Genomic DNA, 17,129 nt, shown 5'->3' with positions numbered 1-17,129 from the left:
CAGAAGTTGCCGGACTAAATAGCACAGGCGTTTTCGCGTGGGCTAAGTCACAAGCTTCACAAAGCCGGCGTCGCCTATGATGGGCGGGTAGGCAAAAATACGTCAGGGGTGTGCACTGAAGCACACCGGAAATTCTGCGCCTACCTGAACAATGAGGTTTTTACGTGGCTCAAAAAGCATCGCAGTTGGATTATTCACAGTTGTCCCGGTCTCTCGCTGTTGGCGATGACGAACCGGACCGGAATCTAGCCCTTGAACTTGTCCGCGTGACCGAAGCTGCCGCTATTGCCGGCGGCCACTGGGTTGGTTTTGGTGAGAAGAACCTAGCCGACGGCGCAGCCGTTGACGCTATGCGTTCTCTCCTGTCCACAGTGCACTTCAACGGTGTTGTGGTCATTGGTGAGGGCGAAAAAGATGAAGCCCCCATGCTGTTCAATGGCGAGGTGGTGGGCGACGGCTCCGGACCTGAGTGTGACGTAGCCGTGGATCCCATCGATGGAACCCGTCTGACGGCCATGGGCATCAACAACGCCCTGTCCGTGCTGGCTGTGGCTGAACGCGGCACCATGTTTGACCCATCCGCCGTGTTCTACATGGAAAAGCTGGTCACCGGCCCCGAAGCCGCCGACATGGTTGACCTGCGCCTGCCCGTCAAGCAGAACCTCCACCTGATCGCCAAGGCCAAGGGCGTGAAAATCAACCAGCTCACGGTCATGGTCCTCGATCGCGATCGCCACCAGCCGCTTATTGCTGAAATCCGCGAAGCTGGAGCCCGTACCAAGATCATCCTCGACGGCGACGTTGCCGGCGCTATCGCAGCCGCACGTTCCGGCACCGGCGTTGACGCGCTCATGGGCATCGGCGGCACACCCGAAGGCATCGTTGCGGCATGTGCCATCAAGACCCTGGGTGGCGTCATCCAGGGCCGTCTCTGGCCCACCTCCGATGAAGAGAAGCAGAAGGCGATCGACGCCGGACACGATCTGGACCGCGTGCTGTCCACCAACGATCTGGTCACAAGCGACAACTGCTACTTCGCCGCCACCGGCATCACCGATGGCGATCTGCTCCGCGGTGTGCGCTACGACAAGGGCCGTGTACTCACACAGTCCATCGTGATGCGCTCCAAGTCCGGCACCATCCGTTTCGTCGATGGCGAGCACCAGGCACACAAGTGGGAGTCCTACGCCCGCCGCAGCTAGTCGCAAGGCCTGCGGCCTCGCCGCCAGCCGGTAGGCTGGAAGCATGACTTTGAGTGTTGTTTCTTGCCTTGACCGCGTCGAATGGGATGCTGCTGTTGATTCGCAGCAGGGGCATCCCATGCAATTGTGGGGCTGGGGTGAAACAAAGGCTGCGCACAACTGGCGCGTAGACCGGGTGCTGGTGCGCGACGGTGAAAAGCTCGTAGGATCGGCCCAGATCCTGCTGCGCACCCTCCCGGCGCCATTCCGCTCGCTGGCCTACCTCGCAAGGGGACCACAGGCCGAGGAGGGCCTGGAGAATGAGGTGCTCAACGCCGTCGGACTTTATGTGAAGACCACCCACAAGTCCGTGGCGTTGAGCGTTGAACCGGATTGGGATGCCGATTCCGTGGCTGTGGCGTCATTGCCGGCAACAGGATGGGCGCCCAGCAGCAGCACCATCTTGATTCCGCGCACCCTGATCCTGGACCTGACGCGCACCGAGGATGAGCTGCTCGCGGCCATGTCCAAGAAGACGCGCCAGTACATTCGCAAGTCCAGCCGCGAGGCTCTGGAGTACCGTGCCGTCACCGAGGCCGAGCTGCCGCTGTGCATGGCCGTGTACAAGGAGACGGCTGAGCGCGCCGAATTCGGCATCCACCAGGACTCTTACTACAGCGACATTCTGAAGAATCTGGGGACTGCCTCGCCCATCTACGGCGCGTTCGACGGCGAGAAGCTGGTGGCGTTCCTGTGGCTCGCCGCCAGTGGCTCTACGGCTTTTGAGCTGTACGGCGGCATGACAGAAGAAGGCAGCCAGCTCCGCGCGAACTTCTCCCTGAAGTGGCTGGCGATCCAGGAAATGAAGGCCCGCGGCATCACCCGCTACGACTTCAACGGCCTGCTCAACGACGGGGTGTCAAAGTTCAAGTTTGGCTTCGCCGATCATGAGAACATGCTGGCCGGAACGTGGGATTTGGCGCTGTCCCCGTTGTACCCCGTGTTCGCCAGGGTCCTCCCGGTGGCGCGCCGCTCCATGAAGAGGGCTCGCGGGCTGCTCAGGCGCTAACTGTCCCTTGACCCGTCACATAAGGCCGCTTTGAAAGTTCAAAGCGGCCTTATGTGACGGGTCAAGGTGGATGTGCCTCAGCCGAAGTCCTTGCGGGTGTTCAGCAATCCCTGAAGCGAGCGGTTGGCAAGATTCGCAGGGTCCGGCCAGCCGCCCAGTTTCAGTGCCCGCGCAATCTTGGTGACGACCACCTGTTCACCTGCCGCGATATCTGCCTTGTTTATGAGCACCTGGTGCCACCCCCAGAGCCTTGGTGATGTAGTCCCTGTCATGGTCCTTGGCCTGTTGTGCCGGGGAGAAGTGGTGCAAGCCGTCGTACTCGGCACAGGTCTTGTACTCTTCGCAGGCCAGATCCGGCCCCACCTTTCCTATGCCTGCCGCATTTCGGATCTCCACATTGTGTTCGAATACGGGCAGGGGCCACCGGCCGATCATCAGCCGCAGCTTCGTCTCCGGGGGAGAATCCGAGCCCACCCTTACCAACTCCATGGCCTTGAGCAGCTTCCTCATGCCACGGTGCCCTGGGTGCCCGGCGATGTAGGCATTGAGCGCGTCCAGAGGCACAAGAGGGTAGACCGGTGGACCAAATGAGCGGTGGTGTTCGCAGACCAGTTGGTCCGCCACGTCCACCAACTCGTCAATTGTGAGCAGCGGGGCGAGGTCCAGCAGGGTTCTCCGCATGGTGGTGACGGGGATCCCGGCATAAACAACAATGTCATCCCGGGCGAGTGCAAGCTCACGACCATGAACTTGTTTCCTGCGCGGCCTGGCGTCGCCCGCGGGCTTGGCCAGATCGAATAGCTGCTGCTCCCGGAAGCGATGGGGGAGGTACAGCCCATGAATTCTTGCTGCGGTCAAATGGCTGATGACGCCATTCGGGGTCACCTCGGTCAGCGTCCGGCAACTGTCGAGGAAGGCAATCTCCGCTTTGGTAGGAATCCTGATGCCGCGGCTGGGCGTCGAGAGGTCCCCCGCGCGTGTCCGTCCTCTGGAGACACCCCTTCGAAGGGCCGAATCCAGTGTGAACGGGACCTGCGCGATGGACATCGGAAGGGGACCGGGACTTCTCATGTTTCCATTAGGCCAAAATTCCAGGGCCCCGTGGCCGGGATTTGGCGATTCCGGCAAATCTGTGGACAACGCGGAGCGGTTTCCACAGGTGAGAGGACGCCGACCCGTCACATAATGCCGCTTTGGGACGTCAAAGCAGCATTATGTGACGGGTCGGCGGCGGGAAGTGCTCAGGCGGCGACCGTAACTGCAAAAATCACGGCATCTGCGCCGCCGTCGACTACTGGGTGGACCATGACCGGGTTCTCCGCGGCGGGGACAAACACGGATCCGCCTCGGTTCAGAACCATGTCGCCCCGAGGAGAGTCCAGCAGCACTGAACCGGAGACAGCCAAAACAATCATTGGCCCGTTCTGGACCAGTGGCACGGGATTCGATCCCGCCGACATCTCCACGCGCTGCAACGCAAACTCCGCAAACGGCGGCTCCCAGACTTTCTGGCCCAGATCCGTAATTCGAGTCGGAACCACGGGGACAGCACTCGGTGCGAAGTCCACGGTTTCCAGTAGTTCAGGGACGTCGACGTGTTTGCCCGTGAGGCCCCCGCGCAGCACATTGTCCGAGGACGCCATGACTTCAAGGCCCAGGCCGTTCAGGTACGCGTGGATGTTGCCTGCGGGCAGGTAGATGGCCTGACCCGGCTCCAGAGAGACACGGTTCAGCAGGATCGAGACCAGCACACCCGAATCGCCGGGGTACTGCTTGGCAAGTTCGACGACGGTCAGCAGGCTCGGTGACAAAGCAGCGGCCGCGGCACCTGTCAGCGCCGCAGCGGCCAACTCCACCAGTTCCGTGGTGGCCGAGCCACCCTGGACCAGCAATTCGAAAGCCTTCCGCACAACCGCAGGTCCTGCCATACGGGAGTTCAGGGTCATCTCCACGCGGCCCAGGAGCTCCGGTACTTCTGCCCCGGTTGCAGCAATGGCGGCACCCACGGCACGGAACAGTTCGGCAGCCTCAGCGCAGGGACGGAATCCACACAGGGCCTCAAAGGGCGTGAGAGCCAGGATCATTTCCGGCTTGTGGTTATCATCCTTGTAATTGCGGTGGGCAGCATCGCGAGGAACACCGGAGGCTTCCTCATCGGCGAATCGCTCCCTGGCACGCTCCAAGGTGGGGTGTACCTGCAAGGACAACGCCTGGTTTGCGGCCAGGAGCTTGGTCAGGAACGGCAGCTTGGCACCAAACGCCGCATGTACGCTCTCGCCCAAGGCGGACTCGGCGTGCTCGGCAATCAAGCGATCCAGTGGAACTGGGCCTTCGGGGGTAGCCGCGATAGACGGTGAATCGGGATGCGCCCCGATCCACAATTCCGCTTCCGGGCCGCCGCTTGGCTCCGTTCCAAGGAGCTCAGCAATGGCAGTGGTCGAACCCCACGGGTAATCGCGGGTGACGTTGGTGAGTGCAAACATTCGCTGTTTCTCCTGGTTCAGAGCTTGCTACAGAGGGAAGTAATGCGGGCGGTCGGTCTATCCCGGTGCGCAGGTTCCGTTGTTGGCCAAGAGCGATGTCAACATCACATCGTCACCGTTGATGGCCAATTGCTGGAGGTAATCGGCCGTGATTTCCGGATCGGGTGCGGCGGGCGTCTGCGCCACGGGGGCCTCGGGGGCCGGTGCGGCAGGTGCTTCTGGAGCGGGTTCAGCGGGCGCTTCAGCGGCCGGAGCATCTGAAGTAGGCGCCGGGGCAGGTGCCGAAGCAGCCGGTTCCGGCTTCAACAACGCCTGAACACGCTTGTGAATCAGATCGAAGTCCGGGTAGGTAGAGAAGGACTCTTCAAAGTCTGGCGGCCCGATCGTCAATCGTGACAGGCCGTAGTTCTTTGACTTCAGAGCCAGTGAAACAAAGCTGCCCAGCTGACCTGCCGGAAGGTCCGATTCCATGACCTTGGAGCCCGCGTCAGCAATCGCATTGAACTTAGTGAAGACCGTGGCAGGATCCATCTGCGCCAACATGGCCGCCTGGATACACTGCTGACGTTGGCTGCGGCTATAGTCGAGCACCCACTGGCGCGAACGGGCATACCAGAGCGCATGATAACCATCGAGCTTTTGAACTCCCGGGGGAATCCAGCCCGTCGGCGGCAAGTGTTCGCCTGTGCCGTTGACGTCGTCGCCACTGATGGGCACCCAACCACCGGCGTTGATCGTGACACCGCCCATGGCATCGATGAGTTGCGTGAAGCCTGCCATATCAACCAGCACATAGCCCTGAATCGAGAGCCCCAAAATACCGCCGGCAGCATCCATCATGGCCGCCGCGCCGGGGTCTTGGGCATCTGGGTAGAGATCTGCGTGGTTGTTCGTGACATCGGTGTAGAGGAAGTTGATGATGCACTCGTCGCCGCAGCTGTACCCGTCCGGATACGCCTTCCAGAGTGGTGAGTCGGGTGAGAATTGGGCGTTCTGAAGGTTACGTGGAATGGAGATCGTGGCGGCCTCGCCAGTCTTCGCATCAACACTGACAACCATGATCGAATCCGGGCGCCTGCCGCTGCGATCCTCGCCGGCATCGCCACCCATGAGCAGGAAGTTGTAGCGCCCGTCCACCGGTTGCATGTCCGGACCGGCCTGAAAAATGTTGGAAATCGCGTTTCGTCCGGAATTGATCAGCATGGCGCCATAACCCAGCGAGCCGCACGTGAGCACCATGAGCACCGCCACGGAACCGCCAACCAGGGCACGCATTCCGGGCGCCAGCATGCCGGGTTTGATGATCCGCAGCGTGTTCAGGAAGAGGATGGCCCACCCCACCGCCACGGCAACCATGGCCACGATCACCAGCAGCGACGTCCACGGATTTGTGAAGAGGTTCAGCAGTGTTTCGCGGTGCACCAAGGCAAGTACGACGGCGGCGATCACCAATGCCCAGATGGTGAAGGTTACGCGCAGGGCAAGGCGGCCAAGCCGCTTGTTCCCGGCGACGATCTGAGCCGAGCCGGGGACGAATAGCGTCAGCAGCACCAGGAACCAGGCTCGTTTTGAGCGCACGGGTGCCGACGCCGATTCCGGGTACCGGACGGGATTGGTCAACACGGGTGGGCGGTTAGAGGCTTTGGTTACCTTGGGGCTGCTGAAACTCATACGTTTGTGTTCACGCCCCCGGAAGAGTCGGGCAGAACGGCTTGCGGGTAGGTGGCTCCGGCCTTTTCGCGCAGGGCCACACCCTTGGCGGATGCTTCGTCATTGAGGGACTGGGCAAAGGTTGCCAGCTGCAAGGTGAGGGCGGCTGCGAGTTCATCTGTGCCGGAGGCCAGCATGCGCACGGCCAGCAGGCCTGCGTTGCGGGCACCACCAATCGAGACGGTGGCCACTGGAACGCCGCCTGGCATCTGCACGATCGAAAGTAGGGAGTCCATGCCGTCCAGCGTTTTCAGCGGGACAGGCACACCAATAACCGGCAGCGTGGTGACGGAGGCGAGCATGCCTGGAAGGTGTGCGGCACCGCCTGCACCGGCGATGATGACGCGGATTCCGCGGGCGGCAGCGTTCTGGCCGTAGGCGATCATCTCGGTGGGCATGCGGTGGGCGGAGACCACATCGGTTTCAAACGGAATGCCGAATTCGGACAGTGAGGCCGCGGCTGCTTCCATGACGGGCCAATCGGAGTCGGAACCCATGACAAGTCCCACGAGGGGCGTGGCGTTGTTGTTGCTCAAGAGAAGTCCTTACTTTCCGTCGCGAATAATGTTTGCCACGGTGGTGGCGCGGGCACGGGCGGCGGTGACGTCGTCGTCCTTGGAGGCGATGACGTTGACGTGTCCAATCTTGCGGCCCGGACGGACAGATTTGCCGTAGCTGTGAACTTTGACAGTGGGTTCGGCAGCCAGGGCGGCGCCATAGGCACTGAAGAGGTCCTGGTTGGCTCCGCCAAGGAAGTTTTTCATGACCACGATGTCGCCCAGAGCATCGGTAGCGCCCAAGGGCAGATCCAATACTGCTCGCAGGTGCTGTTCGAACTGGCCCGTCACGGAGCCGTCCATGGTCCAGTGGCCCGTGTTGTGCGGGCGCATGGCAAGTTCGTTGATGAGGAATCCGGGGGCCCGGCCGGGCGTCTCGAAGAGTTCGGCCGCCATGACGCCGGTGACGCCGAGTTCGTTGGCGATTTTCAGTGCCGCGGCCTCGGCGGCAGCCTCAACCTCGTCAGGGATGTCGGGTGCCGGGGCAATGACCTCGTCGCACACGCCGTCAACCTGGATGGATTCGGCCACGGGCCAGGCCCGGGATTCACCGGAGGGGGTGCGGGCAACCAGCGCTGAAAGCTCGCGGGTGAACGCCACCATTTCTTCTACGAGCAGCGGGTTCATGGCCTCGAACCAGTCGGCAGCGGCCTCGGCGTCGGACGCTGAGCGCAAAACCTTCACGCCCTTGCCGTCGTACCCGCCTCGTGGCATTTTCAACACGACGGGCCAGCCGTGCGTGTCGCCAAAGGCCACAATGTCAGTCACCGAGGTGACGGCAGCCCACGCAGGATTGGGCAGGCCAAGGCGCTCAATGGCCGCACGCATCACGAGCTTGTCTTGGGCGTTGATCAGCGCATCGGGACGCGGCTGCACGTTCACGCCCTCGGCGATGAGCGCCTGCAGGTGCTCGCTCGGGACGTGTTCGTGATCGAAGGTGAGCACGTCTACGCCACGGGCAAACGCGCGCAAAGTCTCCAAATCCTTATAGTCACCAACGGGCGCCTGAGCCACCACGGGCACGGCACACACATCGGGGGCTTCCGCCAAGATACGCAAATCAAAACCAAGGGCCACGGCGGCAGGGGCCATCATGCGGGCCAGCTGTCCGCCGCCCACCACACCGATTACAGGAAAAGTCACGTCCCCAGAGTACCGAAAGTCTGTGAGGTTCCATGCTTTTACGCCTACTTGTCCCGCTATTAACCGGCAAGTATGGGTGAACTGTCAGGGCGTTCACGGCTTTTTTGCCAATTCTCAATTGACGCCGGGATTAGAATTTGTAGGAGGCACTCACGCGATTCGGCCATTTTGGCTGTCAATCGCGCGCCCGAATTCGTATTAATGAAGTAGCCATGCATGAGCAGCACCGCATTTCTTATCGGAGGACCATGAACCAGACACTCACCCACCGCATCAAGGGCCTGATGGGCCTTTTCTGGCGTGAAGTGGCCAAGTTCGGCGTGGTCGGCGGCGTTGCTTTTGTGATCGACACCGGCATTTACCTGTGGCTTTTGAGCGGCACCATGGGCGGTCACCCCACCAAGGCGAAGCTGATTTCGGCCGCCGTGGCCACGGTCTTCTCCTGGTTGGCCAACCGCTACTGGACGTTCCGCCATCGCCGTCGGGCCAACATGGTGCGCGAGGTGGTGCTGTTCATCATCATGAACGGTGTGGGCATGGGCATCGCCGGAGCCTGCGTTTATGTTTCACACTGGGTTTTGGGCTATGAGACCGCAACTGCCGACTTCATCGCGGGCTCGGTCATCGGCCTGATTCTTGGCACGATCTTCCGCTTCTTCGCGTACCGTTTCTGGGTCTTCACCGAAGAGCTCGACGCCGAGCCCGGGTTCGACCGCGATCACGAGCTCATCGAGGCCGACCGCAAGTAATCCAGCTCAGGCAGTGACGTTTTCGCTGCTGCGCAGGTGCTCAGTGGCCTCGACTGCTGGGTCAAGCAACACCACCGAGCCCCCGGTTGCCCACGTTTTCAGGGCGCTCTGTACGACGCCGGACCACCCGTTCCGTACCTCCAGCAGCACCCGCTGGGGTGCTTGGGTGGCCCCCGCAATCAGTGCTGCATAGCTGGTGGTGGTTGAGTCATGCTGCCACGCAATGTCTGATTCTTCTGGGGTCTCGTCGGCAAAGAATACGTCCCCGTGTGCCCGCACATCTCCTGAGTAGTCCAGCGTCCGCGGTGGGAGCTCACCCATCCAGCGCATTTGCAGGGCCGGCAGTGCTACCGCAACAACCAGTGGAGCGGGTTTGGCGCCCGCAATTCTCTCGTTGGTAAGGGCAGGGTTGGTGGTGGCGACGATGTCAGCCTGGCTGAAAGGGTCCGGCGTCGTGCTTTCCGGCGACGAGGTGGTGATGACAGTGGCTCCGACGGCCCAGGCGGCCATGAGCCACACCAGGGAACGCCAGTGCAACGGCAGATCCAGGGTGATGAGCGTGCCGGGTTCGGCGTCGAGCTCGTCGACAAGGTAGTTGGCGGTCTTGGCGATCCAGTTTTCCAAGACGCGGCCCGAGAGCTCCACGCGTTCGGAATCGGGCCCGTACCAGGAGAGCCTGGGGGAGGTGGGGTTCTGGGTGCGGAACGCGTTGAGAAGTTCGGCGGGAGTGTTAGGGATCAGTTCCATGCTGCCATCTTTCCATGCCTACGCGGGGGCTGGACCGGAAGGTTCGATCTCCATCGATTGGAAGAATTGACTTTTATTACGTGACCTGCGTTACATGACGAAGATGGGTGTGTGAGGAATTCTTCAAAAATTCACCTAGCTCCCGCGGAACTCACTCAAAAACGGGCCCCTGGTGCGTCATTGCGCGGATGTATCGGTATCAAATTGTGCGGCGTGGCGTAGAGGTTGAACGTGCTTCGTACTGGTTATCATCTCGGGCCGCTTGACGTAGGCGACTTACATGGATGTAATTAGACGCACGAACCGCTGTTATTGGCACTGCAATCCGCGCATCGCGGGAACCCGGGAATAGGGACGCAGTGTTGGCGGCAACATTCAGGAGGACGACCGTGGGGCAATCGCAGCTGAGTGTGACAAATTTTCAAGACGATTCCGTAGCGGCCAAGGCTGCCGCTGAATACCATTCGCGTGGAGTGCCATCGGACTGGTACGTAGATCCTGCCGATCCTGACGCGGCCGCATTCCATGAGCGCAAAAACCGCCAGACTTTGGAAGATGCTGCCACAGCATTCCTGACCTCTCATGAGGACGAGGACTCCGCCGAAAGTCTTCCTCAGGTACTTCCGGAAAACGATCTCGGGATCAATAACGATCCTGTCTGGATTGGATTACGTCCGCGCCTTGACGATTTCAGCGACGAAGGTGAACTAGGCTGGCAGACTGATGCTTTGTGCGCGCAGACCGACCCGGAAGCGTTCTTCCCTGAAAAGGGTGGCTCCACCCGGGACGCCAAGAAGGTCTGTGGTGCATGCAATGTCAAGGCACAGTGCCTTGAATACGCTCTTGCCAACGATGAGCGGTTTGGAATCTGGGGCGGCCTGTCCGAGCGTGAACGCCGGCGGCTGCGGAAGCGAGCGGTCTAATTCTTGAAGCAGTAAACGTCACGGCCATTGTGGTTGCTCACAATGGTGGTGCCTACCTCCCTACAGTCTTGGCCGCTTTGGCCGCACAAACACGTATGCCCGACCAAGTGTTGGCCGCAGACACAGGATCCACAGACAATTCGGGGAGTTGCTGCGAAACGAGTTGGGCGAGCGCAACGTCATCTCTCTTGACGGGCGCAAAAACCGCCGCAGGAGCGATTCCCACAAGGGATACGGGGCCGCCGTCGATGCCGTGCTGGAATACCAGACACGTCAGCTCAAGGGCGCCTCACCGCAGACGAAGATCCCGGCGCGAGTCGGAGCCACCGGTGGCTCTTCACATTCGGCAGTCCTCAATGACGAGGTGGCCGTGTGCAACGAGTGGATCTGGCTGCTGCAGGACGATGCCGCCCCGGCACCGGACGCCTTGGAGCGACTTCTTGAAGCCACCGAGCGGGCCACCACTGCAACCGTGGTTGGTTGTAAACAACTTGACTGGGAAAACCACCGCCGTTTGGTGGATGTAGGACTCTGGGCCAACACATGGTTTGACCGCTTCACGCTCGTTGGCCTGGATGAACTGGATCAGGGCCAATATGACGACAATTCCGACATGTTTGCCGTCAACACGGCCGGCATGCTGGTGCGTCGTGATGTTTTTGAGCGTCTGGGCGGCTTTGACCCGGCCCTGCCCGGCCCCGGCGATGATCTGGACTTCTGTGCCCGCGTTCGCCTTGCCGGCGACAGGGTTTTGGTTGTTCCTGCCGCTCACATGTTCCACGCCGTTCAGCGACCCAACGGTCTGGGAACCTCGGTAGCGGCCCGCAAAGCAGGAATTTTTCTGCGCCTGAAGCATGCGCCCCTTTGGGCTGTTCCTTTCCTGGCCGTCGGAACGTTCTTTGCCGCCCTGTACTGGTTGGTGGCTGGCTTTGTCCTCAAGGCTCCCGGGCACGCGATCAGGATTTTTGCCGCTACTTGTGCCGGGCTGCTCCGACCGGCAGCGCTAACGCACAGCCGCAAGGCACTCGCGGAGCACAGAAGTCGGCGCCGTTCGGTACACAAGGGTGTCTTGGTGGACAACAAATCCGCTCGCACTCATTTGAAGGCCCTGCGTGAAGCCGTAGGCCCCGATGAGGAACACCCGCAGGAAATTCATGACGGACCGTCAATCCTGGAGCCTACTGGCGAGGCTCATCATGAATCCGTCACACCTCTGACAGTCATTAAGACGGCGCCCCTTGTCAGTGCTCTGGGCGTTGTTGCACTCCTGACGATTCTTTCCCTAATTGCCCTGTCCCGATTCCTGGGCGCACCCGCTCTGACCGGAGGCGCGCTGCTTCCGGTGTCGGAGCAGATGGCCCTTGTGTGGCAACACGCTACAGATTGGTGGGTCTCGCTCGGCTCTGGTCTGGCTGGACGAGGCAATCCCTTTAACTTTGTCTTGGGTATTCTGAGTTCGCTGGGCGGCAATGGTTCGCTGGCCGTGCTGTGGATGGTGCTGTTGGCGCTGCCCCTTTCCGGCTTCACCGCGTGGCTGGCCACGGGGGCATTGTCGCTGCGCCGCTGGCCCCGCGTCGTGGCTGCCTTGGCTTGGGCCGGTGCCCCGGTCTTGCTGGTGGGCATGGGCCAGGGAAGGGTTGGCGCCTTGATTGCCCACATCCTGATTCCCGTGGTCATGCTGGGTCTGGTGCGCGCCGTGGGCGGCGCAGTCAGCGCAGCCCCCAAAATAGTCACAGTTCCGGGTGCTTTACCCGGAACTAAATCAGCCACCATCTCAAAGCTGGGCCGCCCGGGCGTGGACCGTAATCCGTCCTGGACGGCTGCAGCCGCCGCGGGCTTGGCCTTGGCTGTTGTAACCGCCGCGGCGCCGAGCCTGTTGCCGATTGCTGTGGTGGGAATCCTGCTGACTGCCGTCTTCATGCGCGGTCGCGGCAAGACCATCTGGTGGGCCTTGGTGCCCCCCGCCGCACTTTTCCTCCCGCTGGTCTGGTCCGCTTGGGGCAATCCGCGCGCTATTTTTGGCGATCCAGGAGTGCCTCTGGCCTCCGCCGTCGCGCCGATCTGGCAGCAAGTACTGGGTTTCCCGGAGCAAGTCAACGCCACTGAGGGGCTGTTGGGCCTTGGCGCCCTCGTTGCCGCACCGTGGTGGACATGGGTTGCTGTGGCTGTCATCGGTGCACCGGTGATCGTGGGAGCCGCCGTTGCTCTCGTATTGCCGCTTCGCCGGTCCAACACCGTCCGGGCCTTCTGGCTCGTGGCGCTGCTGGCCCTGGCGGCCGCCTACGCCACCAAGTTCATCGCCGTCGCGTTCGACGGCGTCACTCTGGTCACGCCATTTAGCGGCCCTGCCATTTCGGTTGCGTTTTTCGCGCTACTGGGTGCCGCGATTCTTGGCCTGGACGCTGTTCACACCCGGGCCTGGCATCCGTCGTATGCCGGCACTGCTGGCAACCCGGATACAGTTCAGCACCACCGCACCGCCAAGACCATGGCAACGCTCCTGTCCGTCATTTTGGTGGCTGCACCCGTGGCAAGTCTGGGGCTGTGGGCCACTCAACAGCTGTCCGAGCAGCCGGGTGTACCCGCGTTGACAGGTTCCTTCCTGCCTCATGGCGTCACGGCCGGCACCATTCCGGCTACTGCTGCCGATCGCGGCACGGGCCCCGAGGCGAGCCGCACAATTGTCCTGACGGTTATGACCGACGGCGGAGTGCAGGCATCTCTTATGCAGGGCGCCGGAACAACGCTTGACGCCATGTCCACGATCGCCACGGCTTCTCGCATTGCAGGAAGCCCCGGATCAGAAACAGTCCTTGACAGCGACCCGGCAACGGCGGCCTTGGAGGACACCGTGGCGGCCATGCTGTCCAAGTCCGGCATTGATCCGCGGGCTGGGCTCGTTGAATTGGGTGTTGGCTTTGTGGTTCTGCGCAACGGCGATACGGCTGCCGAATTGCTTGCCGGAGAGCTGGAGGCCGTCCCGGGTCTGGACACGGTTGGCCCCACGGATTCCGGCTGGTTGTGGCGCGTAAAGCCCACCTATGTTGCCGCAGGGCTCACAGATGTGGTCAACCGGGTCAGGATCGTAGACTCCACCGGCAAGGCTGTGGCACCTGTGGATTCGCAGGACCAGAACGTCTCCGCCGAGATCCCCGCGGGTGGCTCAGGCCGGCTCGTGGTGCTTGCCGAGCGGGCCGACTCCGGCTGGCAGGCAACGTTGAATGGCGCGCCTTTGAATGCCACCAACTCCGAATGGGCGCAAGCCTTCGAGCTGCCTCAAGACGCCGGAACACTTGAAATCCGTTACGTTCATCCGCTCCATGCGGTCATGACTTTGGTGCAGCTGGTCCTCTTCGGATTGACCGTGTTGCTGGCCCTTCCCGTGCGTGCACGGCGTGGCCGTACCGGGGCGTACCGGGACGAATCATCATTGCAAAAGGTTGGTAGAAGTGCCTGAGATCAAGGACAGCAACTCGGGTATCGACCCGGAGGACAGCAAGGCAGGGATGTCTGTTCCTGAGGATTCGGATAGTGCTGATGCCAAGGCAGTGCCCGACGCCGTGACGTCACCTGCCGCCAGCACCCTCCCCGAGGGTGCGCCGGAACCGATTGCGGCTAAGAAGGCCGAACCGGCGAAGGTCACCAAGGCCGAAACAGCAGCCGCGACCAAGGCCGAAAAGAAGGCCGCCAAGGTCACCAAGGCTGAAGCAGCAGCAGCGACGAAGGCCGAGAAGGGTGCTTCGTCGCCAGGCCGTGACACCGCGAAAGGTCAGCGCCGTGCGAAACGTACGGTCCGGCGTCGTTGGCCCGTGGTTTTGGCTGGAACCGCAACGTTGGCCCTCGCCGCCGTTGCTGTGGGGGCGGGCACCGTGTTCCCCGGAGCCGACGCCACGAGTGTCACCTCGCCAATCCCGCACATGCTGCCCGTGGGCGAGGCCATGGCCAATTGCCAGGGTCCCACGCAGCTGCTGGCAGGTTCTTCGGCCGGGACGGACCCGGAATTCTCGGCGAACTCGTCCTCAACCAAGAGCACTGTGAACGCGGTTGTTCTCAGCGGCACCGCGGGCAGTCTTCCGGGAGCGGCTGTTGAGGCGTTGGATGGAAAGTCCTCGCCATTGTTCACGGTGTCTCAGCCGCCCAGCGAACCTGCGCCAACCTCCACTGAGCTCAATGGCAAGCCGAAGATGCGGGCCGTTGTTGCGCGTGACAAGTCCACCGGGGCCTCGTCGGTGCTGCGCATTCAGCCCCTGGGTGAGGAAATTCCTCGGGGTGCCGGCTCTGTTGTCGTAAACTCGGATGATGGCGATCTGGCCGGTCTTTCGGCGGCAACGTGCCAGACGCCGTCGAACGAGCTGTGGTTGTCCGGTGCCAGCACGTCGGTGGGGCGCACGGCAATTTTGGCGATCTCCAATTCTTCCAAAAGTGCTGCCACGGTGTCCTTGGACCTCTATGGCAGCAATGGCCTGGTGCAGACGGCGGCCGGCAAGGGTCTGGTGGTTGCTGCAGGCGCCGAGCGTTCAGTGGTGTTGTCGGGGCTTGCCCCGGATCAAGACCTGCTCAGCGTTCATTTGAAGAGTTCCGGCGGGGCTGTCAGCGCGGTCATTCAGGAGTCGGTGCTGCGTGGTTTGACCCCGGGCGGCGTTGATTACCTGGCCCCCGTTCAGGCTCCGAGCTCTACCTTGACCATTCCGGGTGTCCGTGTTCAAGCCCCTGATGCGGCAGCCAAGATTTCCGGCCAGTCCGGCTACCAAGACGCCACCACGGTGCTTGCCGTTACGGTTCCCGGTGTGGGTGATTCAGTGGTTGAGGTCAAGGCTTATGGGGCCAAGGGCCAGGTGGCGCTTCCCAATGGGGGAGTCTTCACCGCTACCGCCGGACAGGTCAACGAGCTCTCGCTGGCCGGCCTGCCTGAGGGTACTTACTCCTTGAGTGTTGCCGCGGACACTGCCGTTACTGCAACTGCCAGGATTGTGAACTCCACCAAGGCTGGCGAGGCCACTGATCTGGCGTACGCGCCCTCCACGGGTCGTTTGGGCGATACGCATCTTCTGACGTTGCCGGCCGATGTCACTTCAAGCCTCGTCTTTGTTGCTCCCGAGGGAACATCTACCGTCAGCGTTGTGCCGATCTCCGCAGATGGCATTCTGGGTGCCGCTAAGACCATTGAGGTCGAAGTCGGGGTCACCACCACGGTGAACGCGGCCGATCTTCTTGGCTCCGGAGCAGTATCGGCATTGGTTTCGGTTTCCGGAGCGCCAACCTACGGCAGTCAATTGCTGACCAAGTCCGGATCGGCCGGCATTGCGGTGCTGCCCATTTCCGGGACGTCCACGGGGACTCAGGCCATCAACATCACCACGGGCTACTAACCGCGGCGATAACTTATGCGCTAAATGCGCAAGGGAATTGGGTGCATACACAAAGTCACTTTGCGTATGCGCCCAATTCCCTTTCTGTGTGGCGCATAGTGTATTCCGCGCCAAATTGAACCTGGGTGCTGCGCATAAGGTAAGTGTGCAGCGCGTCAGTGCCCTCCGAAGCGGCGAAACAGGGGGTCAACTGTGTCGGGGTCTATGTTGAGCAGCCCGGCCACCTGATCCACCATGACTTCGTGGACCAATTCGCGTACCTGCGCGGGGGTGTCGCACAGGGCTTCGATGGGGTGGCGGTAGATGGAGATCGACGGCGGCTGGGCGGGGGTTTCGGCCGTGGCGCCCACCGCGTGTTCGTACTTGCCAAGCGGCGCCTGGACCCCGGAGGCAATGAGGGCCTCCAACTTGTCAGGCACTTCCTCTACGAGGTACTCCACATCAGCCATGGCCTGCGGCCACAGTGTGCGCATGCGGTCGGCGGAATCAACCACCAGGTCCTCAAACTTTTCGCTGCGAGTCCGTGCGCCCGGCAGTGCCGGTGGCAGCAGCGGCCCGCGTAACCCGCGACCATGACGATCCCGGCGGCGGCGCGCAAATGAGCGGGGCGTGGCCGGTGAATCGGCGGTGGGTACGCCGTCGAAATCCTGCGCCTCCAGTGAGATGGTGAGGTGTTCTTCACCGTGGCTAGCATTGAACTTCATCTTTTCACTCTAGGCGGCAGGGGCGTGAAGGGGAAATATGGCGGCGGGGAGGGTAGTCTTATGAACCGTGGGAACCCTTCGTCAATGCACCAGATCCGCCTGTCGTGAACCGGCCGTGGCTACTTTGACGTACGTCTATGCAGATTCGACTGCTGTTTTGGGGCCCTTGGCAACCTTTGCAGAGCCGCATTGCTACGATTTGTGCGCCAAACATTCGGCCCGACTCTCGGCCCCCTTGGGGTGGGAAGTGATTCATCTGGCGCGCTCGGATAAGCCGCCCGTGCCTGGTCCGGACGATCTTTTGGCCCTGGCCGATGCTGTCCGCGAGGCCGCCAGTGAACGCGATGAGGATGCGGACGACGCCGGGACCTCGCCCATGCGCGCTCGTCGCGGAACGCTTGAACCACCTACGTTTGCTCCCAGCAGCGGTAGGCGTGGTCACTTGCGTATCCTGCGCGATGAGACCACCAGCTGAACTTTTGAGGGAATTGGAA

Annotated in this window: 14 protein-coding genes and 1 pseudogene; 8 read left to right on the top strand and 7 right to left on the bottom strand. The window is 61.8% G+C overall.

What is annotated here, in order from left to right; all coding sequences use genetic code 11:
* Positions 1-164: 164 nt before the first annotated feature.
* Entirely contained in the window at positions 165-1,202 is a 1,038-nt protein-coding gene (glpX, locus tag BLV41_RS10275; RefSeq protein WP_044574273.1) for a class II fructose-bisphosphatase, read from the top strand.
* 43 nt (positions 1,203-1,245) lie between these two features.
* Positions 1,246-2,250 carry a lipid II:glycine glycyltransferase FemX gene (locus tag BLV41_RS10270; RefSeq protein ID WP_074711576.1) on the top strand — a complete coding sequence of 335 codons (1,005 nt, stop codon included), beginning with the start codon at positions 1,246-1,248 and terminating at the stop codon, positions 2,248-2,250.
* A gap of 195 nt (positions 2,251-2,445) precedes the next feature.
* Here BLV41_RS10270 and BLV41_RS10265 read toward each other — a convergent pair whose 3' ends face one another.
* The 5 genes from BLV41_RS10265 to BLV41_RS10245 form a co-directional block, all read right to left on the bottom strand.
* Positions 2,446-3,321: a hypothetical protein gene (locus BLV41_RS10265; protein ID WP_139244291.1), complete on the bottom strand. Its 876-nt coding sequence runs from the start codon at positions 3,319-3,321 to the stop codon at positions 2,446-2,448.
* Between the two features lie 170 nt (positions 3,322-3,491).
* Positions 3,492-4,733, bottom strand: a complete 1,242-nt coding sequence (gene manA, locus BLV41_RS10260) for a mannose-6-phosphate isomerase, class I (RefSeq protein ID WP_074711574.1) — start codon at positions 4,731-4,733, stop codon at positions 3,492-3,494.
* A 57-nt stretch (positions 4,734-4,790) separates the two neighbouring features.
* Positions 4,791-6,404 carry an LCP family protein gene (locus BLV41_RS10255; protein WP_074711573.1) on the bottom strand — a complete coding sequence of 538 codons (1,614 nt, stop codon included), beginning with the start codon at positions 6,402-6,404 and terminating at the stop codon, positions 4,791-4,793.
* On the bottom strand, positions 6,401-6,940 hold the full coding sequence (gene purE / locus BLV41_RS10250) for a 5-(carboxyamino)imidazole ribonucleotide mutase (RefSeq protein WP_083360949.1): 540 nt from the start codon (positions 6,938-6,940) through the stop codon (positions 6,401-6,403). The genes BLV41_RS10255 and purE overlap by 4 nt, the downstream gene beginning before the upstream one ends.
* A 48-nt stretch (positions 6,941-6,988) precedes the next feature.
* On the bottom strand, positions 6,989-8,143 hold the full coding sequence (locus BLV41_RS10245; protein ID WP_074711572.1) for a 5-(carboxyamino)imidazole ribonucleotide synthase: 1,155 nt from the start codon (positions 8,141-8,143) through the stop codon (positions 6,989-6,991).
* 248 nt (positions 8,144-8,391) lie between these two features.
* Here BLV41_RS10245 and BLV41_RS10240 point away from each other — a divergent pair, with 248 nt between their 5' ends.
* A complete protein-coding gene (locus tag BLV41_RS10240; protein WP_044574412.1) occupies positions 8,392-8,892 on the top strand; it encodes a GtrA family protein in 501 nt (166 codons plus the stop codon).
* Between the two features lie 6 nt (positions 8,893-8,898).
* Here the strand turns inward: BLV41_RS10240 and BLV41_RS10235 are convergent, their stop codons facing one another.
* Complete coding sequence (locus BLV41_RS10235) at positions 8,899-9,639, bottom strand: TIGR03089 family protein (RefSeq protein ID WP_074711571.1); 741 nt, start codon at positions 9,637-9,639, stop codon at positions 8,899-8,901.
* A 389-nt stretch (positions 9,640-10,028) separates the two neighbouring features.
* Here BLV41_RS10235 and BLV41_RS10230 point away from each other — a divergent pair, with 389 nt between their 5' ends.
* From BLV41_RS10230 to BLV41_RS10220, 4 genes and pseudogenes are all read left to right on the top strand, one after another.
* Complete coding sequence (locus tag BLV41_RS10230; RefSeq protein ID WP_074711570.1) at positions 10,029-10,562, top strand: WhiB family transcriptional regulator; 534 nt, start codon at positions 10,029-10,031, stop codon at positions 10,560-10,562.
* Between the two features lie 29 nt (positions 10,563-10,591).
* Positions 10,592-10,654 (top strand): annotated as a pseudogene (locus BLV41_RS23030) (hypothetical protein); the annotation flags it as partial.
* Positions 10,655-10,710: 56 nt separating this feature from the next.
* A complete protein-coding gene (locus BLV41_RS10225; RefSeq protein ID WP_170835456.1) occupies positions 10,711-14,019 on the top strand; it encodes a glycosyltransferase family 2 protein in 3,309 nt (1,102 codons plus the stop codon).
* Positions 14,012-15,931, top strand: coding sequence for a DUF5719 family protein (locus tag BLV41_RS10220; protein WP_083360718.1), 1,920 nt, complete (start codon positions 14,012-14,014; stop codon positions 15,929-15,931). Before BLV41_RS10225 ends, BLV41_RS10220 begins: the two co-directional genes overlap by 8 nt.
* 155 nt (positions 15,932-16,086) lie before the next feature.
* Here the strand turns inward: BLV41_RS10220 and BLV41_RS10215 are convergent, their stop codons facing one another.
* Positions 16,087-16,635 (bottom strand): metallopeptidase family protein, encoded by a 549-nt coding sequence (locus tag BLV41_RS10215; protein ID WP_074711569.1) that lies wholly within the window; start codon positions 16,633-16,635, stop codon positions 16,087-16,089.
* 67 nt (positions 16,636-16,702) lie between these two features.
* Between BLV41_RS10215 and BLV41_RS10210 the strand changes: the two genes are divergently transcribed.
* Positions 16,703-17,110, top strand: a complete 408-nt coding sequence (locus tag BLV41_RS10210) for a DUF3499 domain-containing protein (RefSeq protein WP_074711568.1) — start codon at positions 16,703-16,705, stop codon at positions 17,108-17,110.
* Positions 17,111-17,129 lie beyond the last annotated feature (19 nt).

This window comes from Arthrobacter alpinus (genome assembly GCF_900105965.1).
GTDB lineage: Bacteria > Actinomycetota > Actinomycetes > Actinomycetales > Micrococcaceae > Specibacter > Specibacter alpinus.
This window is presented reverse-complemented; position numbering and strand designations above follow the sequence as displayed.